A 24,384-nucleotide genomic window follows, 5' to 3' on the forward strand; every position below is an offset into this window, starting at 1 on the left:
TTTTCCCGGTACGACAAGAAGGCGGCATTTCACTGCCGCTTTTTTGTGCCTGAAATTCGTCGCACTCCATGACTGTAAAGATCACCATCGACTGCATGGGAGGCGACCACGGCCCGGCCGTGACGGTTCCCGCTGCCGTCAGTTTCGTGCGTTCCCACCCGGACGCGCATCTGATGCTCGTCGGCATCGAACCCGCGATTCGCGCTCAGCTGAAGAAGTACAAGGCCGCCGACGAGCCGCGCCTCACCGTCGTGCCCGCCACCGAAGTCGTCGCGATGGACGATCCGGTCGAAGTCGCGCTGCGCAAGAAAAAAGATTCCTCGATGCGCGTCGCGCTGAACCTCGTCAAGGAAGGCGAGGCCCAGACCTGCATTTCCGCCGGTAACACCGGCGCGCTGATGGCCGTTTCCCGCTACGTTCTCAAGACGCTCGCCGGCATCGAACGGCCGGCGATCGCCTTCGCCATGCCGAGCCAGCGCGGCTACACCACGGTGCTCGACCTCGGCGCGAACGTCGACTGCGAGCCGCAGCATCTGCTGCAGTTCGCCGAGATGGGCCATGCGCTCGTGTCGGCGATCGAGGGCCGCGAGCGTCCGACCATCGGCCTGCTCAACATCGGCGAAGAGGTCATCAAGGGCAACGAGACCATCAAGCGCGCGGGCGAGCTGCTGCGCGCGAGCACGCTCAACTTCTACGGCAACGTGGAAGGCAACGACATCTATAAAGGAACGACCGATGTCGTCGTCTGCGACGGTTTCGTGGGCAATGTCGCGCTGAAGACCTCCGAAGGTCTCGCGAAAATGCTGACCGACATGATCAAGGAAGAGTTCGGCCGCTCGTTCGCCACGAAGCTGATGGCGCTCGTCGCGATGCCCGTGCTCAAACGTTTCAAGCGGCGCGTCGACCCGGCCCAGTACAACGGCGCCGCGCTGCTCGGACTGCGCGGCCTCGTCATCAAGAGCCACGGTTCCGCGGAAGCGTTCGGGTTTGAGTGGGCCATCAAACGCGGGTATGATGCCGTCAAAAATGGCGTGCTGGAACGCCTCGTGCGCGCGATGGAGGAGAACGCCGCGCCCATGCAACAGGCCGCGCTCGACGCCGGTCAGGCGAACAGCAGCGCCGTGGAGAAAAGCGCGGCGGGACCGGCGCAAGACGGTACCGCCGCAAGTCAGCCGAATTCGCCGGGCGAGCCCGGCGCAGCGCTACCCTCGAAGGCATAATGGCTCAATCCAACCTTTACTCCCGCGTGCTCGGCACGGGCAGCTACCTGCCGCCGGACCGCGTCACGAATCAGGATCTGGCAGACCGTCTCGCGAAGCAGGGCGTCGAGACGAGCGACGAATGGATCGTGGCGCGCACGGGCATTCATGCGCGGCATTTCGCTTCTCCCGATCAGACCACGAGCGATCTCGCGCTCATCGCGTCGCAGAATGCGATCGAAGCGGCGGGCATCGATCCGCAGTCGATCGATCTGATCATTGTCGCCACGTCCACGCCCGACTTCGTGTTTCCGAGCACCGCCTGCCTCCTGCAGAACAAGCTCGGCATCAAGAACAACGGCGCCGCCTTCGATGTCCAGGCCGTCTGCTCGGGCTTCGCGTACGGCGTCGCGACCGCCGACGCGTTCATCCGCAGCGGCGCGAACCGCACGGCGCTCGTGATCGGCGCGGAAACCTTCTCGCGCATTCTCGACTTCAACGACCGCACCACCTGCGTGCTGTTCGGCGACGGCGCGGGCGCCGTCATCCTGCAGGCGTCCGAAGAACCGGGCGTGCTCGCGAGCGCGCTCCACGCCGACGGCAGCTATTCGGACATCCTGTGCACGCCGGGCAACGTGAACCGCGGCGCGATCGCCGGCAGCGCGTTCCTGCACATGGACGGCCAGGCGGTCTTCAAGCTCGCCGTCAACGTGCTGGAAAAGGTCGCCGTCGAAGCGCTCGACAAGGCGAAGCTCACCCCCGAAGACATCGACTGGCTCATTCCCCATCAGGCCAACATCCGCATCATGCAGAGCACCTGCCGCAAGCTGCGTCTGCCGCAGGAGCGCATGGTCGTGACGGTCGGCGAACACGGCAACACGTCGGCGGCGTCGATTCCGCTCGCGTTCGACGTCGCCGTGCGCGACGGCCGCATCCAGCGCGGCCAGAACGTTCTGATCGAAGGCGTCGGCGGCGGCTTCACGTGGGGCGCATCGGTCATTCGCTACTGAGCGTCCGGCGCGCGGCCGCGTCCCCGACGCCGCCGCGCATCGTGGCCAGCATGCGCCGGCCGGAAATGGCGCGCGCCGGGCGAGAGCCGGCCGTTCGAGCCGGACGTGAAGGCCGGGCGCCCAGGAGGCGCCGCGCCGCTCACGCCAGCCAACCAAATCTATCGAGGACGATATGAAATTCGCGTTCGTTTTTCCCGGACAGGGTTCGCAGTCGATTGGCATGCTCAACGCGTTCGCCGATCACGCCGTGGTGCGCGAGACCGTCCAGCAGGCCTCCGACGCGCTCGGCCAGGATCTGGCCCGGCTGACTGCCGAGGGCCCGGCGGAAGAACTCAACCTCACGACCAACACGCAGCCCGTGATGCTGACGGCGGCCTACGCGATCTATCGCGTGTGGGAGCAGGAAACCGGTCTGAAGCCGGCGATCGTCGCGGGGCACAGCCTCGGCGAGTACACGGCGCTGGTGGCGGCCGGCGCGCTCGCGTTCTCCGACGCCGTTCCGCTCGTGCGCTTTCGCGCGCAGGCGATGCAAAGCGCGGTGCCGGTCGGCGAGGGCGGCATGGCGGCGATCCTCGGCCTCGACGACGACGCCGTGCGCGCGGTCTGCGAGGAAGCGTCGGCGGCGGGTGTCGTGGAGGCGGTCAATTTCAATGCGCCGTCCCAGGTCGTGATCGCGGGGGCGAAGGCCGGCGTCGAGAAGGCGTGCGAGATCGCGAAGGCGAAGGGCGCGAAACGCGCGCTGCCGCTGCCGGTGTCGGCGCCGTTTCACTCGTCGCTGCTCAAGCCGGCCTCGGACAAGCTGCGCGACTATCTGGCGAGCGTCGACGTGAAGGTGCCGCAGATTCCCCTGATCAATAACGTCGACGTGGCGATCGTCTCCGAGCCCGCCGCGATCAAGGACGCGCTCGTGCGCCAGGCCGCGGGCCCGGTGCGCTGGGTCGAGTGCGTGCAGGCGATGGCGCGCGAGGGCGTGACGCACGTCGTGGAATGCGGCCCGGGCAAGGTGCTCGCCGGCCTGACGAAGCGCATCGACGGCTCGCTCGCGGGCGCCTCGATCTTCGATCCGGCATCGCTCGAGGAAACCCGCAAGCTGATCGCCGGTTAAACCGAAGAAGAACAGGGACAACGACATGAACTTGGACAAGCAGGTAGCAATCGTCACGGGCGCGTCGCGCGGCATCGGCCGGGCCATCGCGCTGGAACTCGCGCGCCAGGGGGCGACCGTCATCGGCACGGCGACGAGCGAAAGCGGCGCGGCAAGCATCACCGAAGCGTTCGAGCAGGCGGGCGTGAAGGGTCGCGGCGCGGTGCTGAACGTGAACGACGCGGCCGCGGCCGACGCCTTCATCGACGCCACCGTCAAGGAATTCGGCGGCCTGAGCGTGCTGGTGAACAACGCGGGCATCACGAAGGACCAGCTCGCGATGCGCATGAAGGACGACGAATTCGACGCGGTCATCGACACCAACCTGCGCGCCGTCTTCCGCCTCTCGCGCGCCGTGCTGCGCCCGATGATGAAGGCGCGCGGCGGACGGATCATCAACATCACGTCGGTGGTCGGCTCGTCGGGCAATCCGGGGCAGGCGAACTACGCGGCCGCCAAGGCCGGCGTCGCGGGCATGACGCGCGCGCTCGCCCGCGAGATCGGCAGCCGCGGGATCACCGTGAACTGCATCGCGCCGGGCTTCATCGATACCGACATGACGCGCGTGCTGCCCGAAGAGCAGCGTACGGCGCTTACCGCACAGATACCACTCGGCCGACTGGGCAGCCCGGAAGATATCGCGCATGCTGTGGCTTTCCTTGCATCGCCGTTCGCGGGCTACATCACCGGGACGACGCTGCACGTGAACGGCGGCATGTACATGTAATAGGCATTTCGTTTAATATCCGCGCCGCGGGCGGAACGCAAAATGCTTGGGTTCGGGCCACGCACGTGCGGATGTGCTGAAAAAGGCGCTGGAAAGGCGCCGACTTGCGCCGTATGAGGCAAAGTCGATGTAAGGCGCGTGACGTGCGTCAGTGCGGGCGTCACGGGTGCAGGACAGGAAACTGAAGCGCCGCTTTTTGCGGGTGCAAACCTGATAAAATGCGCGCACTCGTATTTTTGAACTTATTTTCCCTCGGAGGGCTGCATGGACAATATCGAACAGCGCGTGAAGAAGATCGTCGCCGAACAACTGGGCGTCGCCGAAGCCGAAATCAAGAACGAGGCTTCGTTCGTGAACGATCTGGGCGCTGACTCGCTCGACACCGTCGAACTGGTGATGGCACTGGAAGACGAATTCGGCATGGAAATTCCGGATGAAGAAGCCGAGAAGATCACGACTGTGCAGCAGGCCATCGACTACGCCCGCGCAAACGTCAAGGCGTAAGGCCCGGCGTCAGCAGCGCATGGCACTCGAGCTTGACGCTCTGTCGCGACCGAGACCGATTTAACAGCCACAGGGCTAGCAGGGCAGTTTCCTGTGGCCTCTGTGGCTTTTGCTTTTTGTCATTTATGGATAAGGGGTTACCGTGAGCCGTCGTCGTGTTGTTGTTACAGGCCTTGGGCTGATTTCGCCTGTCGGCAATACCGTTGCCGACGGTTGGGCCAATCTGGTGGCGGGCAAGTCCGGCATCGCCGATATCACGAAGTTCGACGCAACGAACTTCTCGACCCGCTTCGCGGGCGAGGTGAAGGGCTTCAATGTCGAGGACTACATGCCCGGCAAGGAAGCGCGCCATATGGATACCTTCATCCATTACGGAATCGCGGCGGGCGTGCAGGCCATGCAGGACAGCGGCCTTGAAATCACCGACGAAAACTCGGAGCGCGTGGGCGTGGTCGTGGGCTCGGGCATCGGCGGGCTGCCGATGATCGAAGTCACGCAAACGGAGTTGCTCAATCGCGGCCCGCGCCGGATCTCGCCGTTCTTCGTGCCGGCGTCGATCATCAACATGATCTCCGGCCATCTGTCGATCCGTTTTGGCCTCAAGGGCCCGAATCTCGCGCTCGTCACGGCATGCACGACGGGGCTGCACTGCATCGGTGAAGCGTCGCGCCTGATCGAATACGGCGATGCCGACGTGATGATCGCGGGCGGCGCGGAATCGACGGTGTCGCCGCTCGGCATCGGCGGCTTCGCGGCGGCGCGCGCGCTCTCGCAGCGCAACGACGACCCCGCGACGGCAAGCCGTCCGTGGGACACGGATCGCGACGGCTTCGTGCTCGGCGAAGGCGCGGGCGTGATGGTGCTCGAGGAGTACGAGCACGCGAAGGCGCGCGGCGCGAAGATCTACGCGGAAGTGACGGGCTACGGCATGAGCGGCGACGCGTACCACATGACCGCGCCGCCCGAAGACGGCGACGGCGGCCGCCGCAGCATGATCAACGCGATGAAGAACGCGAAGGTCAATCCGGACGAAGTGCAGTATGTGAACGCGCACGGCACGTCCACGCCGCTTGGCGACATCGCGGAGACCACGGGCATCAAGCGCGCGCTGGGCGATCACGCGAAGAAGGTCGTGGTGAACTCGACCAAGTCGATGACGGGGCACCTGCTCGGTGGCGCGGGCGGCCTGGAATCGGTGTTCACGGTGCTCGCGATCTACCATCAGGTGTCGCCGCCGACCATCAACATCTTCAACCAGGACCCGCAATGCGACCTGGACTACTGCGCGAACACCGCACGCGAGATGAAGATCGACGTGGCGCTGAAGAACTCGTTCGGCTTCGGCGGCACGAACGGCACGCTCGTCTTCAAGCGTCACTGAGCGCCGGCGCGTTCGGCATCGACGGGGAAAGGCGTTGCCGGGCGCGCATGTCGATTTCGACGAAACCCCTGGCGGTTCACCCCGGCGGCACGTGCTGCGCGCCTCGCGGCTGGTGCGCGGCGCGATGGTCGGCTTCATCGCCGTCGCGGTGGTGTCGGTGTTTCAGTGCGTGGCGGCCCGCGCGGGCCAGTTTCACGCCTGTGTCGCCGCGTTCACGTGTCTTGCCGCGCTCGGCCTGTTTGCGCGGGCGTGGGAACGGCGCCAGCCGGTCGCATTCCGGCTTGGACCGGACGGGCTGACCACCTGGGACAGGGCGGGGGTCGCGCAATATCGGCGGATCACCGGGTGCGCGCAGTGGAGCGACCGGCTCCTTGCCCTGACCCTGCTTTCGAGCGGCGCGCGCTCGGTCTCCTTCCTCGTCGCCGCCGACGCCGTCGGGCGCGACACCTTCCGCGAACTCGCGGTGCGGGCCCGCCGGGGCGCGCGGGCGTACCTGTAACGACTGTAACGGCTCATGAGCGCCTGCGGTGGTGCGTCGCCGGTAACGCTACAATAGCCCTCCGCGAAGCACCCCAAAAGTTAACGGATTTCCCAGGTGAGCGAAAAAGAAATCGACCAAGTGCTGGTCGAACGCGTGCAGAAGGGCGATAAGGCAGCGTTCGAGCTACTGGTCGCCAAATACCACCGCAAGATCATTCGACTGATCTCGCGCCTCGTGCGGGACCCCGCCGAGGTCGAGGATGTCGCACAGGACGCCTTCATCAAGGCCTACCGCGCGTTGCCGCAGTTTCGCGGCGAATCGGCGTTTTACACCTGGCTGTACCGTATCGCCGTGAACACGGCGAAGAATTACCTTGCGACGCAGGGCCGCCGCGCTCCAACTTCTACCGAAGCTGACGCCGAAGAAGCGGAAACTTTCTCCGACGCGGACCAACTAAGGGATATCAACACGCCTGAGTCGATGTTGATGAGCAAGCAGATCGCACAGACGGTCAATGCTGCGATGGCGGTTTTACCGGAAGAGCTGCGCACCGCCATAACTCTTCGTGAAATTGAAGGATTGAGCTACGAGGAAATTGCTGAAATGATGGGTTGCCCGATCGGCACCGTCAGATCAAGAATTTTCCGTGCTCGCGAAGCCATTGCGGCAAAATTGCGTCCGTTGTTGGACACTCCCGAAGGCAAGCGCTGGTAGGCAGCGAGGTTGCGCGGGACAGGGGCGCAATATCTGGGTTAGGTGGTGTCACTACGGGGTGTGGTCAAAAGATGGGGAGCATCATGGGGTCGGTCTCGATGCAATCGCAAGCGGGCTCGCATGGCGAGCGTATGTCGGCGTTCGTTGACGGGGAATCGCTCGACGAGCTTGGGAACATCAGTCAGTTTCTGGCGGAATTGAAGAATCAGGACCGCGCCGCGTGGTCCGATTACCACCTGATCGGCGACGCGCTGCGCTCCGACGATCTGGCGGTCAGTCCCGCCGCGAGCAGCGCCTTCATGGCGGCCTTCTCGCAGCGTTTCGAAGCGGAAGCACACGTGCTCGCGCCCGCTGCGCTGCCGGCGCTCGCCGCGAAGGCGCGTTCCGGCATGCTGCGCCGGCGCGTGGTCCCGGCGTTCGCGGTTGCCGCGGCCGCTGCCACGCTCACGTGGATCGTCGTGCCGCAGTTGCAGGGCGTCGACAGCCGGTCTGGCACGCAGGTCGCGAGCATCGCTCCGGCCGACTCGGTGCAGCGCGTGGCGATGGCGTCGATTCCGGCGGCGACCGCGCGTCCCGTGGCGGTCGAGGCCAACATCATCCGCGACGCGAGTCTCGATCAATATCTCGAAGCACATCAACAGTTCTCGCAGCAGCCCGTCGTGCCCGGCTCGATGCCCCTGATTCGCGCCGCCGCCACTTCGCAAGGCCAATAATCTGATGCAACGTGTGCGGTTGAATAAAACGACGTACTGGGGGCGGCTGCCGGCATTGATGTTCTGTGCGGCCGCGTTGATATCCGCCGCATCAGGTGTTTTTGCCCAGGGCGACGACCCGGTCGCCACGCGGCGGGCCGCCGCCGAGATGCTCAACCGCATACACGAGGCGGCTCAGCAGCAGAATTACGAGGGCACGTTCGTCTACCAGCGCGGCGCAACGGTCCAGTCGTCGCGCATCACGCATGCGGCCACGCGCGGCGACGGGGAGTACGAGTCGCTCGAAAGCCTCGACGGCAAGCCGCGCAAGATGCTCCGCCACGACGACGACATGTACACGTTCGTGCCCGAACGGCATCTCTGCGTCGTCGAAAAGCGGCAAAACAAGGATTCGTTTCCGGCGCTGCTCGCCACGAGCGGCGAGCAGGTGCTGTCGGTGTACGAGCCCAAGCTGCTCGGCAGCGACCGCGTCGCGGGCCTCGACGCCCAGGTGCTGGAACTCGATCCGAAAGATTCCTATCGATTCGCCTACAAGCTCTGGGCCGATTCGAAAACCGGTCTCCTGCTGCGCGCCCAGACGCTCGATCCGGACGGCCAGGTGCTCGAACAGCTTTCGTTCTCGCAGGTGCGCATCGGCGGCGGCGTGGACAAGGCGCCAATCGCGAACGGCATCCGCAACACGGCGGGCTGGACGATCGTGCGTCCGCCGGTCCAGCCGGTGGACATGGAGGCGCAGGGCTGGCAGCTCACGCCGAATATCCCCGGCTTCAGGAAAATACGCGAGTTGCGGCGTCCGATGGCGTCGCGTGAAGAGGGTCAGCCGCCGATCCCCGTCGATCAGGCTGTTTTCTCGGACGGACTCGCCGCCATCTCGGTTTTCGTCGAGCCGGTGGAAAAAAACAGCCGCAAGGAAGGGGCGGGCAGCAACGGCGCAACGCACGTGCTCGTGAAGCGGCGCGGGGATTTCTGGATTACTTTGCTTGGGGAAGTGCCGCAGGCCACCTTGCAGCAATTTGCTTCTACCATAGAATACAAGCCTTCCAAGTAATCCCTCGGCCCTCATATATGAGCAATTCCTCGCTGCGCAGGTTCTTCGCGGCCGCGGCGCTCGCCGTGTGCCTGCCGTTTCTCTCGAACACGGCAGCGGCGGTGACGCCGACAGTGAACTTGCCTGACTTCACGACGCTCGTCGACAAGGTCGGACCGTCGGTCGTCAATATCCGGACAACTTCGCGCGTCGGCACGAGCAGCGACCTGCGCGGACTCCCGCCGGGCCTCGACGACGGCGACATGTCCGAGTTCTTCCGTCGTTTCTTCGGCATTCCGATGCCCAACCAGCCGGGCGTGCCCCGCGGCGGTGGCGGCGGCGGTGGTGGTGGTGGTGGCGACGGCGGCAAGGGCGGCGGCGGGCGCGGCGCGCCTCCCGACGACAGCCAGGACAACTCCGAGCAAAGCAGCGGCGTCGGCTCAGGCTTCATCCTGTCGACGGACGGCTACGTGATGACGAACGCGCACGTCGTCGACGACGCCGACACCATTTACGTCACCCTCACCGACAAGCGCGAGTTCAAGGCGCGTCTCGTCGGCGTCGACGAGCGCACGGACGTCGCGGTCGTGAAAATCAACGCATCGAACCTGCCGGCCATCACGATTGGCGACTCGAACAAGGTGCGCGTCGGCGAATGGGTGCTCGCGATCGGCTCGCCGTTCGGCCTCGACAATACGGTCACGGCCGGCATCGTGAGCGCGAAGGGGCGCGATACGGGCGACTACCTGCCGTTCATCCAGACCGACGTCGCGGTGAACCCGGGCAATTCCGGCGGGCCGCTCATCAACATGGCGGGCGAGGTGATCGGCATCAATTCGCAGATCTACAGCCGCACCGGCGGGTTCATGGGCATCTCGTTCGCGATTCCGATCGACGAGGCGATGCGCGTCGCGGACCAGTTGAAGACGGTCGGCAAGGTCGTGCGGGGCCGGATCGCGGTGGCGATCGGGGAGGTGACGAAGGACGTAGCCGATTCGCTCGGCCTGCCGAAGGCGCAGGGCGCGCTCGTCTCCAGCGTGGAAGCGGGCGGGCCAGCCGACAAGGCGGGCGTTCAGCCGGGCGACATCATCCTGAAATTCAACGGACACAACGTCGAAACCGCGACGGACCTGCCGCGCATGGTCGGCGACAGCAAACCGGGCTCGAAGGCGACCGTGACCGTGTGGCGCAAGGGTCAGACGCGCGATCTGCCGATCACCATTGCCGAAATGCAGCCGGACAAGGTGGCGCGGGCCGAGCAGCGCAAGACGCCGGCGCCGAAGGAGCGCGCGAGCAATTCGCTCGGCATGGCCGTGAGCGACATCCCCGCCGACCAGAAGAAGGCGCTCAAGCTGACGGGCGGCGTGCTCGTCGACGCGGTGGAAGGGCCGGCGGCGCGCGCGGGGTTCCAGAAGGGCGACATCATTCTGCGCATCGGCGACACGGACATTACAAGCGCGAAGCAGTTTGAAGCCGTCGCGCAAAACGCCGATCCGAGCAAGATGGTCGCCGTGCTGGTGCGGCGCGGCGACAACACGCAGTTCGTGCCGTTGCGCCCGCGCGCGCCGGTGCAGAAGTAAGCGCGCCTGATGGCTTCTGCGCCGCTCAAGCTCTACGGGCGCGCGTGGTGCCATCTCTGCGACGACCTGCGCGCCGGACTCGAGCCGATCGCGGCCGAGTTCGGCGTGGGCATCGAATGGATCGACATCGACAGCGACGCCGATCCGGCGCTCGTTGCGCGCTACGACGAACGCGTGCCGGTGCTGGTGCTGGATGGGGTCGAGTTGTGCCACTACCATCTCGACGCCCCACGCGTGCGCGCGGCGCTGAACGCGCGTGCCACGTCATCCTGAAATGGGCGTGCCGCGACGCTTCGCCTGGGCGCCCGGACGCGCCGCATCCCTCAAAAAACGCCGGCCGAACCCCGTTTCGGCTAAAATGCTGAAGTTTTCCCCTATTTTCAAGGCGTGCTCCGCGATGAGTCAGGGCGCGCCTTTTTCGCTTGATCGGCACTGAATGAATCATATTCGTAACTTTTCGATCATTGCGCACATCGACCACGGCAAATCGACGCTGGCCGATCGCATCATCCAGTTGTGCGGCGGCTTGTCCGACCGTGAAATGGAAGCGCAGGTTCTCGATTCGATGGACCTCGAGCGCGAGCGTGGCATCACGATCAAGGCGCAGACAGCTGCGCTCACCTACAAGGCCCGCGACGGCCAGGTCTACAACCTCAATCTCATCGATACCCCGGGCCACGTCGACTTTTCGTACGAGGTGAGCCGCTCGCTCTCGGCGTGCGAAGGCGCGCTCCTCGTCGTCGATGCGAGCCAGGGCGTCGAGGCGCAGACCGTCGCCAACTGCTACACCGCGATCGAACTCGGCGTCGAGGTCGTGCCGGTGCTCAACAAGATCGACCTGCCGGCCGCCAATCCGGAAAAGGCAATCGAGGAAATCGAGGACGTCATCGGCATCGACGCCACCGACGCCACGCATTGCAGCGCGAAAACCGGCCAGGGCGTCGAGGACGTGCTCGAAGCGCTGATCGCGAAGGTGCCGCCGCCCAAGGGCGACCCGGAAGCGCCGCTGCAGGCGCTCATCATCGACTCGTGGTTCGACAACTACGTGGGCGTCGTGATGCTCGTGCGCATCAAGAACGGCACGCTGCGCCCGAAGGACAAGATCAAGATGATGGCGACCGGCGCGCAGTACCCGGTCGAGCACCTCGGCGTGTTCGCGCCGAAGGCGACGAACCTCGCGTCGCTGTCGGCGGGGCAGGTGGGCTTCATCATCGCGGGCATCAAGGAATTGCAGGCGGCGAAGGTCGGCGACACGGTCACGGTGGCGACCCGCCCCGCATCCGAGCCGCTGCCGGGCTTCAAGGAAGTGAAGCCGCAGGTGTTCGCGGGGCTCTATCCGGTCGAGGCGAACCAGTACGACGCGCTGCGCGAATCGCTCGAAAAGCTCAAGCTGAACGACGCGTCGCTGCAATACGAGCCGGAAGTCTCGCAGGCGCTCGGCTTCGGCTTTCGCTGCGGCTTTCTCGGCCTCTTGCACATGGAAATCGTGCAGGAGCGGCTCGAGCGCGAATTCGACATGGATCTCATCACGACCGCGCCCACGGTCGTCTACGAGGTCGTGCAGCGCGACGGCACGGTAATCCAGGTCGAAAACCCGGCGAAGATGCCGGAGCCGCCGAAGATCGAGGAAGTGCGCGAGCCGATCGTCACCGTGAACCTGTACATGCCGCAGGAGTACGTGGGCTCGGTCATCACGCTCTGCACGAACAAGCGCGGCCAGCAGACCAACATGCAGTATCACGGGCGCCAGGTGCAGCTCACCTACGAAATTCCGATGGCGGAAATCGTGCTCGACTTCTTCGACCGCCTGAAGTCCACGTCGCGCGGCTATGCGTCGATGGACTACGAGTTCAAGGAGTACCGCGCCGCCGACGTCGTCAAGGTCGACATGCTGATCAACGGCGACAAGGTGGATGCGCTGTCGGTGATCGTGCACCGGTCGCAAAGCCAGCATCGCGGGCGCGAAGTGGCGTCGAAGATGCGCGAGCTGATTCCGCGCCAGATGTACGACGTGGCGATCCAGGCGACCATCGGCGCGAACATCATCGCGCGCGAGAACATCAAGGCGCTGCGCAAGAACGTGCTCGCCAAGTGCTATGGCGGCGACATCTCGCGCAAGAAGAAGCTCCTCGAAAAGCAGAAGGCAGGCAAGAAGCGGATGAAGCAGGTCGGTTCAGTCGAGATTCCGCAAGAGGCTTTCCTCGCGATCCTGCGCGTCGACGACTAGGCGCTGCGTGATTGACGCCAGCGCCAGGCAAAGAACGATAACAACCGGAACCGATTGATGAATTTTGCGTTGATTCTTTTGATTCTCGTCCTCGTGACGGGTGTGGCATGGGTGCTCGACAAGCTGGTGTTCATGCCCGGGCGGCGCCGCGCCGCGGACGCCGCGGTCGCGGAATTCGACCGGCAGCAGACGCGCGTCGGCGAGCGTTTCGCCGACGAGAACGCGCCACAGACACGCGCGCGCCTGCGCGACGAGAAGCTGCGCCAGCCGTGGTGGCTCGAGTACACGGCAAGCTTCTTTCCGGTGATTCTCGCGGTGTTCGTCGTGCGCTCGTTCGTCGTGGAGCCGTTCAAGATTCCGTCCGGCTCGATGGTGCCGACCCTGCTCGTGGGCGACTTCATCCTCGTCAACAAATACGAATACGGCCTGCGCCTGCCGATCGTCAACACCAAGGTGACAGACGGCAAGCCGCTCTCGCGCGGCGACGTGGTGGTGTTCCGCTACCCGAAGGACGAGTCGGTCGACTACATCAAGCGCGTGATCGGCCTGCCGGGCGACACCGTCGCTTACGAGGACAAGAAGCTCACGATCAACGGCAAGCCGGTGCCCGAAACGCCGCTGCCGGATTACTTCGACGACGAGCGCATCGGCTACGCGAAGCAGTTCGTCGAAGACCTCGACGGCCGCAAGAACGCGATCCTGAACAACCCGCAGGTGCCGCCGTTCGTCGTCGGCGCGGACGACTTTCCGTATCGCGACAACTGCAACTACAACGCGCAGGGCGTGACGTGCAAGGTGCCCCCGGGGCACTACTTCATGATGGGCGACAACCGCGACAACAGCGCCGACAGCCGCTACTGGGGCTTCGTCCCCGATCAGAACATCGTCGGCCGCGCGTTCTTCATCTGGATGAACTTCAGCAACCTGAAGCGCATCGGTTCGTTCCATTAACGGGCGCGATGCTCGCCACGACCGCGCGAATGCGCCGTGTCACGCACGGCGCATTCCTTCGATCACATTGCTCCGAAACAGCGTAAAGAAGCGCGGCTAACACCGCTTCGGCACGCGTTTTCCCCGCTTTCCGGCCCGGTTCGCCCGGTCCGGCGCCCGCGTTATACTCTGTCCATGCCCTCATCTCCGTTGGAAAGCCGGCTGCGGTACGAATTTCGCAATGCGGAATTGCTGCGCCAGGCGATGACCCACCGCAGTCATAGTGCCACGCACAACGAACGGCTCGAATTTCTTGGCGATTCCGTTCTTAATTGCGTGGTGGCTGCGCTTTTGTTCCAACGATTCGGAAAACTCGACGAAGGCGATCTTTCCCGCGTCCGCGCCAACCTCGTCAAACAGCAGTCGCTGTATGAGATCGCTCAGGCCCTCAATGTGTCGGAGGCGCTCCGGCTGGGCGAGGGCGAGCTGCGCAGCGGGGGCTTTCGCCGGCCGTCGATTCTCGCCGATACGCTCGAAGCCATCTTCGGCGCGATCTTCCTGGACGGCGGGTTCGAATCCGCTCATACGGTCATCAAGCGTCTCTACACGCCGATTCTCGATCACATCGATCCGCGCACGATCGGCAAGGACGCGAAAACGCTGCTTCAGGAATATCTGCAGGGCCACAAGATCGCGCTGCCGACCTATACCGTCGTCGCAACGCACGGGGCCGCGCACAATCAGCAATTCGAAGTCGAATGCACGGTGCCCAAGCTCGACGTGAAGGTGTCCGGCTCCGGTGCGAGCCGCCGCGCCGCCGAGCAGGCAGCCGCGAAGAAGGCGCTCGACGAAGTGATGGCCGCCGCGCCCGCGCTCGCCGTGAAGCCCAAGCGCAAGGGCGCGCGCTCGGCCAAGCATGTCGAGCCGGAAGTCGTGCCGGGCGTGACCGGCGTACAGACGGCGCTCGATCTGCGCTCGCCCGATCGCAAGGAGCGCGACCGCCTGCGGGCGTCGGATGCGCCGCCCGGCGAGCGGCCGGCTGCTACGCCGCTCGCGGTTATTCGTGCCGCGCACGTGGAGCCGTCGGCGGGAGCGTATGCCGCGTCCGAGAAGCCCGAGCGGCATGTGATCCACCGCAGCGACCGGCCGGAAAAGGTGGAAAAGGTCGAAAAAGCAGAGAAGGCGGAGAAGGCAGAACGCGCGGAGCGGGTGGAGAAGGCCGGCGACCCCGACGCTCCGTCCGCCGACAGGGCGCCCGACGCCGACGCACCCCAGTCCGCCGACGCGCTGAAGCACGACGACAAGAACGACGTCAGCCACGAAGTCCAGGTCGCGCGTGCCGCCGATGCAGGCCGCTGACGCCATCCCGAGCCCCGGCGCGCAAGCGCGCCTCATGAATCCGTTGCCGCCCACACTTATGAACGCTTCCACTCCCACTGGTTTTCGCTGCGGCATGGTCGCGATCGTCGGCAGGCCCAATGTCGGCAAATCGACGCTGATGAACGCGCTCGTCGGCCAGAAAGTCAGCATCACGTCGCGCAAGGCGCAGACCACGCGCCACCGCATCACCGGCATCCACACGCTCGACGACGCGCAATACATTTTCGTCGATACGCCCGGGTTTCAAACCAAGCACAGCGGCGCGTTGAACCGGTCGCTGAACCGCGCCGTGACCTCGACGCTCACGTCCGTCGACGCCATCCTCTTCGTGATCGAAGCCGGCCGCTTCGGCCCGGACGACCAGAAGGTGCTCGACCTGATCCCCGGCGGCACACCCACGCTCCTCATCGCGAACAAGCTCGATCACGTGAGCGACAAGGACACGCTCTTTCCCTTCATGCAGAAGGTGAGCGCGCTTGCCGACTTCAAGGAAATCGTGCCGATGTCGGCGAAGAATCCCGACGACATCAAGCGCCTGATGAACACCGTGAAGCCCTATTTGCCGGAAGGCGAGCCGATCTACGGCGAGGACGACCTGACCGATCGCAGCGAGCGCTTTCTGGCCGCCGAGATCCTGCGCGAGAAGGTGTTCCGCTGGACCGGTGACGAATTGCCGTACACGAGCACGGTGCTCATCGAGAAGTTCGAGACCGAAGGGCGCCTGCGCCGCATTTTCGCGACGATCCTGGTTGATCGCGATACGCACAAGGCGATGATCATCGGGCAGAAGGGCGCGAAGCTGAAGCAGATCAGCACCGAGGCGCGCCTCGACATGGAGAAGCTCTTCGACGGCCCGATCTATCTCGAAACCTTTGTCAAGGTGAAGAGCGGCTGGGCCGACAACGAGGCGGGACTGCGTGCCTATGGCTACGAATGAGGAAACGAACGAAGGCACGAACGAAGGCATGCACGACGCCTGGATGACCGGCGCGTCCGACGCCGGCGCGGGCGAGCGGCTCGACGACGACTTCGAAGCCGCGCCGAAGCCGGCCGCGAAAAAGCGCCGCGCATCGGGCACCGGCGAGGCGCCGCCCGCCGCGAAACGGCCGCGCGCCGCGCCCCGGTCCGATTTCCGCATCGCGGAGCAGCCCGCGTTCGTGCTGCACAGCTATCCGTATCGCGAGACGAGTCTCGTCATCGACGTGTTCTCGCGCGACTACGGGCGCGTCGCGCTCGTCGCGAAGGGCGCGAAACGCCCGCACTCCGCGCTGCGCGGCGTGCTGCAGACGTTCCAGCCGCTCGGGCTTTCGTGGACCGGCAAGGGCGAGGTGCGCACCCTGACGACGGCCGAATGGGTTGGCGGCATGCTGCCGCTCGCGGGCGACGCGCTCCTTTGCGGCTTCTACGTGAACGAATTGCTGGTCAAGTTCTGCGCACGCGAAGACGCGCATCCCGCGCTTTTCAATCACTATGTCCTGACGCTCTCGCGTCTCGCCCACGACGAGCCTCCCGTGCAGGTGCTGCGTTCGTTCGAGCGCGTGCTGCTGCGCGAGACCGGCTACGCGATGGCGCTGAACCGCACTGTCACGCGCCAGCCGGTCGTGGCTGACCGGCGATACGTGTTCGATCCCGAGCGCGGCGTGCGCGTAGCGTCGGAGGAACTGCCGTCGCAATGGCCGGTGATCGCCGGCCAGACGCTCCTCGACATGGAAGAGGACGATTACAGCCGCCCGCAGACGGCGGCGCAAAGCAAGACGCTGATGCGCTTCCTGCTCAACGTCTATCTGGGCGGTACGCCGCTCGCCACCCGTCAGATCCTGATCGACCTGCAAAATCTATGAGCTTCTTTCTCTCGTCAACGTCGAACGTGATCGATCTCGGCGTGAACATCGATCACGTCGCCACGCTGCGCAACGTGCGCGGCGCCCGCTATCCGGACCCGGTGCGCGCCGCCCTCATGGCCGAAGAGGCGGGCGCGGACGCGATCACGCTGCATTTGCGCGAGGACCGCCGCCATATCGTCGACGCCGATGTGCGCGCGCTGCGGCCCATCCTGAAAACACGCATGAACCTGGAGTGCGCGATCACGCAGGAAATGCTCGACATCGCGTGCGAGGTCAAGCCGCACGACGTCTGCCTCGTGCCGGAAAAGCGCCAGGAGCTGACGACCGAGGGCGGGCTGGATGTCGCCGGCCAGTTCGAGGCCGTCAAGGCCGCCTGCGCGCAGTTGCGCGACGCGGGCGCACGCGTCTCGCTCTTCATCGACGCCGACGAAACCCAGATCCGCGCCGCGCACGAGGCCGGCGCGCCGGTCATCGAACTGCATACGGGCAGCTACGCCGAAGCCGACGGCGAAGCCGCTCAGAAGCGTGAATTCGAGCGCATCGCGCAAAGCGTCGATATCGGCAACGCGCTCGGGCTCAAGGTGAACGCGGGGCACGGCCTGCATTACACGAACGTGCAGCCGATGGCGGCGCTCGAAGGCATCGTCGAGCTGAACATCGGCCACGCGATCGTCGCGCATGCCATCTTCGCCGGCTGGGAGAACGCGGTGCGCGAGATGAAGGCGATCATGGTCGCGTCGCGTCTCGCGGCGGTGCGCTGAGAAGGCGCGCACGATGGCGATCTACGGAATCGGCACGGACCTCGTCCAGGTGAGCCGCGTCGCGGCGGTCATGGAACGCACGAAAGGGCGCTTCGCCGAAAAGGTGCTGGGCGCCGACGAGCTGCGCATCTATCACGCGCGGCGCGCGCGCTCGGAAGTGCGCGGCCTCGCGTTCCTCGCCACGCGTTTTTCCGCGAAGGAAGCGTTTTCCAAGGCGATCGGCCTCGGCATGCACTGGCCGATGACCTGGCGCGCGCTCCAGACGCTCAACGAACCGAGCGGCAAGCCCATGGTCGTGGCGTCCGGCGAGCTGGCCGAATGGCTCGCGGCGCGCGGCATCACGGCCAGAGTCACCATCACCGACGAGCGCGACTACGCGGTGTCGTTCGTCATCGCGGAAATCGCGGACCCTTCCTGACATCTCTTCCCTGGACCCAATGAAACGCACTCCCGGACCCGTCATGCTCGACGTGGTCGGCACGACGCTGACCGCCGCCGATATCCGCCGCATCGAGCACACGATGACAGGCGGCATCATCCTGTTCGCCCGCCACTTCACGGATCGCGCGCAGCTCGTGGCGCTCACCGACGCGATTCGCGAGGTGCGCGAGGACATCCTGATCGCCGTCGATCACGAAGGCGGCCGCGTGCAGCGCTTTCGCACCGACGGTTTCACCGTACTGCCCGCGCCGGGCAGGCTCGGCGCGCTGTGGGACCGCGACGTGCTGCTCGCGACCAAGACCGCGACCGCGTTCGGCTACGTGCTCGCCGCCGAACTGCGTGCGTGCGGTATCGACATGAGCTTCACGCCCGTGCTGGACCTGGATTACGGCCAGTCGAAGGTGATCGGCGACCGCGCGCTGCACGGCGATCCGCGCGTCGTCACGCTGCTTGCCAAGAGCATGAACCACGGCCTCGCGCTCGCGGGCATGGCCAATTGCGGCAAGCATTTTCCGGGGCACGGCTTCGCCGCCGCGGATTCGCACGTCGCCCTGCCGACCGACGACCGTCCGCTCGATGACATCCTCGCCGCCGATGCGAAGCCGTACGACTGGCTGGGGATGTCGCTCGCGTCGGTGATTCCGGCACACGTGATCTACACGCAAGTCGACGACAAACCCGCCGGGTTCTCGCGCACGTGGCTGCAGGACGTGCTGCGCGGGCGGCTCGGATTCAACGGCGCGATCTTCAGCGACGACCTCTCGATGGAAGCGGCGCGCGCCGGCGGCACGCTGACCGAGGCGGCCACCGCGGCGCTGACGGCCGGCTGCGACATGGTGCTCATCTGCAACCAGCCGGAGGAAGCGGAAAAGGTGCTCGATCAATTGCGCGTCACGCCGTCGAAGGCGTCGCTCAATCGCCTGAAGAAAATGCGGCCGCGCGGCAAGGCGCCGCACTGGGACAAGCTGCAGGAGCAGGTGGACTATCAGCAGGCGAAGGCGCTGATCGCGAGCGCGCTTGGCTGAGCGGATCTGAGCGGGTTGGAGCGGCAACGAAAAAAATGAAAAACGCCACGGCATCGCTGCCGTGGCGTTTTTCGTTGCGCGAAGCGCTGCGCCTGCGATCCTACGATTCGAGTTTCATGCGCTGCAGCTTGTTATAGAGCGTCTTCGGGCTGATGCCGAGAAGCGTCGCTGCCCGGTGCCGCGTGCCGCCCACCGCTTCCAGCGTCGCGCGGATCAGCATGTCCTCGACATCCGCGAGCGCCGTCCCGACCGTCACCTGCACGCTCGTGCCGTTCAGTCCGCGACCGCCGGGGCCGCCTTGCTCGTCGACGTGCAGCGTCTCGATCACGTCGCCCGACGCGTGATACGCCCGCCGCACGCGCTCGCGCAATTCGCGCACGTTGCCTGGCCACTCGTTCGCGAGGCACTCGCGGATGAACGCCGGGCTGATGCGCTTCGGTGACCCGCTCGTCACCCCGGCGATATGGTTCTCGCGATTCAGCTCGTCGACGAAATATTCGGCGAACAGCGCGATGTCCTCGCCGCGCTCGCGCAGCGGCGGCAGCGCGATCGACGACGCGTTCAGCCGCAGGAAGAGGTCTTCGCGCAGGGCGCCGTCGGTGACGGCTTCCTTCACCGGCGTGCGCGTCGCGGCGATGAGGCGAAAATCGGTCATGATCCGGTTGCTGCCGCCGACGCGCATGAACGTCTGCGAATCGAGCGCGCGCAGCAGCGCGTCCTGCTGTTCGCTCGGCAGGGCGTCGATCTGGTCGAGAAAGAGCGTGCCGCCGCCCGCCTGCTCGAGCAGACCCGGCTCGCGGTTCTCCGCGCCGGCGAAAGCGCCGCGCTCGTGGCCGAACAGCACGCTTTCCATCGAGCGCTGGCCCGGCTCGCGCGCCGCCATGCAATCGAAGTAGATGAACGGACCCTTGCGGCGGCGGCTCAGGTCGTGCAGCGTGCGCGCCGCCACCTTCTTGCCGGTGCCCGGCTCGCCGCAGATCAGCACGGCGGCTTCGGTCGGCGCGGTGTGTTCGATCAGGTCGTACACATGCTGGATCGCGCCGCTCCTGCCGAGCATCGCGCCGAAATGCCCGAGGTCGCGCAACGTCGAGCGCAGCGCCTGCACTTCTTCCGTCAGTTCGTAGGGCCGCGGTATGCGCGCGAGCAGGCTGCGCAGACGCGGAATGTTGACTGGTTTCAGCAAATAGTCCCAGATCCCGTGGCGCAGGCCTTCGATCGCGCTTTCGACCGTCGCGTTGCCCGTCATCACGATCACCGGAAGCGCGCCGTCCGGCGGCTGCGCCGGCAGGCTCGGCAGCAGGTCGAGGCCGCTGCCGTCCGGCAGGTTCAGGTCGACCAGCACGACGTCGGGGATGAAGCGGGTGAGGGCCGCGCGGGCTTCGGCAAGGGTGGTCGCGGTATCGACGGAGAAACCATCCGCCGACAGGATCGCGGACAGGCCGGAGAGGCTATTGGGATCGTCTTCGACAATCAGGGCGTGTGGCATGGCGGACACAACGTATCAAGGTGGTCTGTAATTCGCTCGAAACCGGGTCCGCTGAACTTGGCGGGCGAGCCGGTGGGTCGGGCGCGTCGTTGCCGGCCGCATCGTCCGCACCCGGTCTGGTTCGTGCGAGCGGCGCGCTTCGGTCTCCTGCGTCCTGCGCTTCGTCCTTCGCTACTGTGGTTTCACGTGCAAATCGTTGTTCACGGATTGCACCCCCGACACGCCGCGCGTCACGGCGACAGCCTTCTGAATCTGTACTTCCGAGTTCACGAAGCCGGACAACTGCACGGCCCCGCGATAGGTCTCGACGCTCACCGCCAGCGACTTCAGGCCCGGATCGGCGAGCAACGCGGTCTTCACGCGTGCGGTGGTCGCGGTATCGGTCGTGTACTCGCCCGCCGATTCGCTCGTGGCCGTCGACGAGCATCCGGCGATGAACGCGAATGCGGGCGCGGCGAGCAGGGCGGCGATCAGGAACCGGATCGCGACGGCGTGATGGTTAGGGTGGGTGTTTGGCACGGTTCGACGTCGAGTGAAGATCAAGTCTTTCGAGCAGAATTCGTGCCAGACTTCTTATTGCCCTCGAAGCGTCTTCAACGTGTCGTGAACGCGCCTCATCAGGTCGCAGGGCAGCGCTCTCGCCACGTGAATTGTGTCGTTTTCGAGATGCGAACCGGTAAAGTTTGCCTGAACCGCCCAAAAACTTCACGCAAAAGAAAAAGCGCCCGTACGGGCGCTTTTTCGTTGCCGCCGCGGTGGCGGCAGCGGGATGGATTGCCAACCGCGAGCACGGCGTGCAGCCTGCGACTGACACCTGCCGCCAGCACGCGTCTCGCTTCGCTTACGCGCGGCTGCGGTACTCGTTGGTACGCGTGTCGATTTCGATCTTGTCGCCGATGTTGCAGAAGAGCGGCACCTGCAGTTCGAGGCCGGTGTTGATCTTCGCGTTCTTCAGCACCTTGCCCGACGACGTGTCGCCCTTCACCGCCGGTTCCGTGTAGATGATTTCGCGGACCAGCGTGGTCGGCAGTTCGACCGAAATTGCCTTTTCGTTGTAGAACACGACTTCGCACGGCATGCCGTCTTCGAGGTAATGGAGCGCGTCGCCCATCATGTCGGCTTCGACTTCGTACTGGTTGTAGTCGGCGTCCATGAACACGTACATCGGATCGGCGAAGTACGAATAGGTCACTTCCTTGCGGTCGAGCAGGACGACATCGAACTTGTCGTCGGCCTTGTAGACCGCTTCCATGTTCGCCGCCGACAGCAGGTTGCGGAACTTCATCTTCACGACTGCCGAGTTGCGGCCCGACTTGTTGTACTCGGCCTTCTGCACGACCATGGCATCGCTGCCGATCATCACGACGTTGCCAACGCGGAGTTCTTGTGCGGTCTTCATAATAAAAAACTGTCCTGTCCAGATAAATGAGCTGAGCGCTTCGATGTTGCTCGACGGCTCGCGGCGTGTCGACTGAGCGATGCCGCGCGTCGTGGAATCCTTCCGATCCCCGCTGAAGCCGGCAGAGTCGGCGAAAAAGACGGGCTCCGTAAAACGTTGAGTCAACGTTGGGTCAAACGTTGTAAAACTCTGGGTCAAACCCGGTGTCGAACCCAATCGACGCTACGTAAGCCGTTGGATAACCGCTTATTTTAGCTGACTTTTTGCGAATTCGGCCAGATTTCCGGCCAGATCCCCGACGCTCGCCAGTTCCGACGCCCATTTCGACGCGCGCCGTTCCAGCGCCGGGCGATGTCGCCAGAAATCCTCCCAGTCCGGCGATCCGGCCCCGTTCCACGTGTGCCAGAAGCGCGAGACGGCATCGCGCGCCGCGTGCGGCAGGCCGCTCGCGTAGTGGGCGAGGGCGGCGTCGAGCTTCGGCAGGTGCGCGTCGTCGGCCTGCGGATAGATATGCCAGACGAACGGCTTCTTCGCCCACTGTGCGCGCACGAACGAATCCTCGCCGCGTACGAAATTGACGTCGGCGGCCCAGAGGAGCGCGTCGAAACGCGGCTGCTCGACGAAGCCGAGCGCGTGCGCGCAAAGCGATCCGCGCTCGGCCGCCGACCCCGCCCCGAAGTGCGGCAGGCCGAAGAACCGGGCAAGCGCCCCGGAGATGCGTCCTTCCGGCACGAGCAGCACGACGGGCGAACGCGCGTCGCGCCATTGCGCGAGCAGTCCGTCGATCGCCGGATTCTCGTAGGCGAACATCGAAACGACAGTGCTTTCCTTCGGCGGCACGCTCCGGCCGACGTGCTCGCGCCACCAGGCGTCGCGATCGAAGGCGAGCTGCTCGGCATCCAGCGTGCGCTCCTTGAGCACGCCGCCCGTGCCCGCGCCGAGCCCCGGGAAGAAGAATGTCTTGCTGAGCGGATGGTGCGGATGGGGCGAGGGCCGCAAGTGGAAATCGGCGACCCAGTCCTCGGCGCTCAGATAGTCGAGATTGATCCACACCGGCTTGCGCCCGCGCTGCGCCATTGCCGCGACATAGACGGGCGGCAGCTCGCAGGCGAATGCCTCGATCACGACATCGGCGATCTGCAGCGTCTGTCCGGCATGCGCGGGCTCGTGCCAGTGCTCGATCACGACGCCCGCCGCCTCCTGCCGCGCGAGCGCGGGATCGACGTCGGCGCAGAGCGCGTGAAAGGCTCTCAAGTCGTCGACGAAAATGCGCACCTGCCAGCCGTGCTCGCTCGCGAGCTGGCGCGCGAGCCGCCAGCACACGCCGATGTCGCCGAAATTGTCGATGACCGCGCAGAAAATGTCGCAGGCGGTGTCCGTCGGAGCGTGGTCTGGGGTCATGGCGCGCGGCTCGGGCGGCGGGACGGCCGCGTAATGATCTAAACTGGCGATTCTAGTGCGACACGCACGCTCGTGTCCGGGTAGCCCCAACGTAAGGGGCATCGACTAGCGACAAAGGAGGCGTCTGTATGAGCCTAACCGGTCGCGAAGATATCACGTGGAGCATCGGGAAGGGGCGTGAGTCCCTCGACGCAACTGCTCAGAAGCGGGGTATCTCTTTTAGCGAAGCGAGAGCCGGTAGAGGTTGGCCGGGTCTCGTTCATACGAGTCTCGGTAGAGCACATTCTCCGAGAGCTCGCATTGCATTGACCTGATTACCGTCAGGTTCCGCCCCGTCAGCGGCTTCACCTCCGCCGACAGGGTGGAGTGATGTATGTAATTCCTGCGCCGTCCGCGGCAATGGTTTCGCGAACCGATACGAGCGAAAGCTCGGTGTGTCATTGTTTGGCCTCGTCAGTTGTACGGCGAGGATAGTGAACCTGCTGTACGACCAGCAGTAGCCTAAGAAGACATGCGTCACTGGCAACGGTGGGGTGTGAAGCTCTTCTGACAATGTAGCCTCCGGATGTTTCGGGCAGGCCCTTCCCGCGAGGGATTGGTCTGGACACTCCTAGCAGCAAAGGGGTCGAGGAGCTAGGCTGGCTGATAGGGTTAACGTATGTGAACTGCTGATAAACCTCGTTACCAGTGAGGAGCCAAAGCTGCTTGAACATCGGGCTCTAACCAAAAGGTACGTGGCTGGTTAGTCCACTTAGAATTTGGGCTACGTCGTTGTCAAGCCACCGGGGGATAGGCAGAACCTACGTCAGTCGTGTGACATGCCGGGAACGTGGTAAGCCTGTATGGTTGCCAGCTGTCTTTTGGCTGGCAGGCGAACCGTAAGGGACGCTGTTGATTGTGCAGGTGTGGGAGGACGGAAAAAGCGAATGTCGGGCTGTAATGGCCCGGATAGGGGTTGAGACATTACTCCACGCGAAAGCGGGCAGACTTCCGTCTGGTCTACCGTCGCA

The 24,384-nt window shown here is 64.9% G+C and carries 24 protein-coding genes; 20 read left to right on the forward strand and 4 right to left on the reverse strand.

Annotation, left to right across the window (positions count from 1 at the left end):
- The first annotated feature begins 68 nt into the window (after nt 1-68).
- The 20 genes from plsX (at nt 69) to nagZ (ending at nt 19,088) form a co-directional block, all read left to right on the forward strand.
- The gene (plsX, locus tag BG61_RS09395) at nt 69-1,220 is read left to right on the forward strand and encodes a phosphate acyltransferase PlsX (protein WP_035925420.1); all 1,152 of its coding nucleotides are present in this window, start codon (nt 69-71) and stop codon (nt 1,218-1,220) included.
- On the forward strand, nt 1,220-2,209 hold the full coding sequence (locus BG61_RS09400; protein WP_035925418.1) for a beta-ketoacyl-ACP synthase III: 990 nt from the start codon (nt 1,220-1,222) through the stop codon (nt 2,207-2,209). The genes plsX and BG61_RS09400 overlap by 1 nt, the downstream gene beginning before the upstream one ends.
- Nucleotides 2,210-2,381: 172 nt before the next feature.
- Nucleotides 2,382-3,314 (forward strand): ACP S-malonyltransferase, encoded by a 933-nt coding sequence (gene fabD / locus BG61_RS09405; RefSeq protein WP_035925417.1) that lies wholly within the window; start codon nt 2,382-2,384, stop codon nt 3,312-3,314.
- A 25-nt stretch (nt 3,315-3,339) separates the two neighbouring features.
- Nucleotides 3,340-4,080 carry a 3-oxoacyl-ACP reductase FabG gene (gene fabG, locus BG61_RS09410; RefSeq protein ID WP_035925414.1) on the forward strand — a complete coding sequence of 247 codons (741 nt, stop codon included), beginning with the start codon at nt 3,340-3,342 and terminating at the stop codon, nt 4,078-4,080.
- A gap of 264 nt (nt 4,081-4,344) precedes the next feature.
- Nucleotides 4,345-4,584, forward strand: coding sequence for an acyl carrier protein (acpP, locus tag BG61_RS09415; protein WP_004197638.1), 240 nt, complete (start codon nt 4,345-4,347; stop codon nt 4,582-4,584).
- A 142-nt stretch (nt 4,585-4,726) separates the two neighbouring features.
- Nucleotides 4,727-5,965, forward strand: a complete 1,239-nt coding sequence (gene fabF / locus BG61_RS09420) for a beta-ketoacyl-ACP synthase II (RefSeq protein WP_035925409.1) — start codon at nt 4,727-4,729, stop codon at nt 5,963-5,965.
- A 34-nt stretch (nt 5,966-5,999) separates the two neighbouring features.
- Nucleotides 6,000-6,464 carry a hypothetical protein gene (locus BG61_RS09425; RefSeq protein ID WP_232255967.1) on the forward strand — a complete coding sequence of 155 codons (465 nt, stop codon included), beginning with the start codon at nt 6,000-6,002 and terminating at the stop codon, nt 6,462-6,464.
- A 96-nt stretch (nt 6,465-6,560) separates the two neighbouring features.
- On the forward strand, nt 6,561-7,160 hold the full coding sequence (gene rpoE, locus BG61_RS09430) for an RNA polymerase sigma factor RpoE (protein WP_035925408.1): 600 nt from the start codon (nt 6,561-6,563) through the stop codon (nt 7,158-7,160).
- 83 nt (nt 7,161-7,243) lie between these two features.
- Nucleotides 7,244-7,873 carry a sigma-E factor negative regulatory protein gene (locus BG61_RS09435; protein ID WP_035925599.1) on the forward strand — a complete coding sequence of 210 codons (630 nt, stop codon included), beginning with the start codon at nt 7,244-7,246 and terminating at the stop codon, nt 7,871-7,873.
- 4 nt (nt 7,874-7,877) lie between these two features.
- Nucleotides 7,878-8,921 carry a MucB/RseB C-terminal domain-containing protein gene (locus BG61_RS09440; protein WP_035925405.1) on the forward strand — a complete coding sequence of 348 codons (1,044 nt, stop codon included), beginning with the start codon at nt 7,878-7,880 and terminating at the stop codon, nt 8,919-8,921.
- A gap of 17 nt (nt 8,922-8,938) precedes the next feature.
- Nucleotides 8,939-10,480, forward strand: coding sequence for a DegQ family serine endoprotease (locus tag BG61_RS09445; RefSeq protein WP_035925403.1), 1,542 nt, complete (start codon nt 8,939-8,941; stop codon nt 10,478-10,480).
- 9 nt (nt 10,481-10,489) lie between these two features.
- Nucleotides 10,490-10,753, forward strand: coding sequence for a glutaredoxin family protein (locus BG61_RS09450; protein WP_035925399.1), 264 nt, complete (start codon nt 10,490-10,492; stop codon nt 10,751-10,753).
- 163 nt (nt 10,754-10,916) lie between these two features.
- Nucleotides 10,917-12,707, forward strand: coding sequence for a translation elongation factor 4 (lepA, locus tag BG61_RS09455; protein ID WP_035925397.1), 1,791 nt, complete (start codon nt 10,917-10,919; stop codon nt 12,705-12,707).
- A gap of 57 nt (nt 12,708-12,764) precedes the next feature.
- Entirely contained in the window at nt 12,765-13,658 is an 894-nt protein-coding gene (gene lepB, locus BG61_RS09460) for a signal peptidase I (RefSeq protein ID WP_035925395.1), read from the forward strand.
- 174 nt (nt 13,659-13,832) lie between these two features.
- Nucleotides 13,833-14,996 (forward strand): ribonuclease III, encoded by a 1,164-nt coding sequence (gene rnc / locus BG61_RS09465; RefSeq protein ID WP_051672393.1) that lies wholly within the window; start codon nt 13,833-13,835, stop codon nt 14,994-14,996.
- A 58-nt stretch (nt 14,997-15,054) separates the two neighbouring features.
- Nucleotides 15,055-15,954, forward strand: coding sequence for a GTPase Era (gene era, locus BG61_RS09470; RefSeq protein WP_051672400.1), 900 nt, complete (start codon nt 15,055-15,057; stop codon nt 15,952-15,954).
- Entirely contained in the window at nt 15,941-16,858 is a 918-nt protein-coding gene (recO, locus tag BG61_RS09475) for a DNA repair protein RecO (RefSeq protein WP_035925391.1), read from the forward strand. The genes era and recO overlap by 14 nt, the downstream gene beginning before the upstream one ends.
- The gene (gene pdxJ / locus BG61_RS09480) at nt 16,855-17,622 is read left to right on the forward strand and encodes a pyridoxine 5'-phosphate synthase (RefSeq protein ID WP_035925388.1); all 768 of its coding nucleotides are present in this window, start codon (nt 16,855-16,857) and stop codon (nt 17,620-17,622) included. Before recO ends, pdxJ begins: the two co-directional genes overlap by 4 nt.
- Before the next feature lie 13 nt (nt 17,623-17,635).
- Nucleotides 17,636-18,040, forward strand: a complete 405-nt coding sequence (acpS, locus tag BG61_RS09485) for a holo-ACP synthase (protein WP_035925386.1) — start codon at nt 17,636-17,638, stop codon at nt 18,038-18,040.
- 19 nt (nt 18,041-18,059) lie between these two features.
- Complete coding sequence (gene nagZ, locus BG61_RS09490; protein WP_035925383.1) at nt 18,060-19,088, forward strand: beta-N-acetylhexosaminidase; 1,029 nt, start codon at nt 18,060-18,062, stop codon at nt 19,086-19,088.
- A 100-nt stretch (nt 19,089-19,188) separates the two neighbouring features.
- Here the strand turns inward: nagZ and BG61_RS09495 are convergent, their stop codons facing one another.
- The 4 genes from BG61_RS09495 to earP all read right to left on the reverse strand — a co-directional run bounded on the left by BG61_RS09495 (nt 19,189) and on the right by earP (nt 23,374).
- Nucleotides 19,189-20,574: a sigma-54-dependent transcriptional regulator gene (locus BG61_RS09495; protein ID WP_035925382.1), complete on the reverse strand. Its 1,386-nt coding sequence runs from the start codon at nt 20,572-20,574 to the stop codon at nt 19,189-19,191.
- Nucleotides 20,575-20,745: 171 nt separating this feature from the next.
- A complete protein-coding gene (locus BG61_RS09500; RefSeq protein WP_232255966.1) occupies nt 20,746-21,093 on the reverse strand; it encodes a BON domain-containing protein in 348 nt (115 codons plus the stop codon).
- 322 nt (nt 21,094-21,415) lie between these two features.
- Nucleotides 21,416-21,973: an elongation factor P gene (gene efp / locus BG61_RS09505; RefSeq protein ID WP_035925589.1), complete on the reverse strand. Its 558-nt coding sequence runs from the start codon at nt 21,971-21,973 to the stop codon at nt 21,416-21,418.
- A 246-nt stretch (nt 21,974-22,219) separates the two neighbouring features.
- Nucleotides 22,220-23,374 (reverse strand): elongation factor P maturation arginine rhamnosyltransferase EarP, encoded by a 1,155-nt coding sequence (earP, locus tag BG61_RS09510; protein ID WP_035925378.1) that lies wholly within the window; start codon nt 23,372-23,374, stop codon nt 22,220-22,222.
- Nucleotides 23,375-24,384: the final 1,010 nt, after the last annotated feature.

Origin of the sequence: Caballeronia glathei, from assembly GCF_000698595.1 — a bacterium.
Taxonomy (GTDB): Bacteria; Pseudomonadota; Gammaproteobacteria; order Burkholderiales; family Burkholderiaceae; genus Caballeronia; species Caballeronia glathei.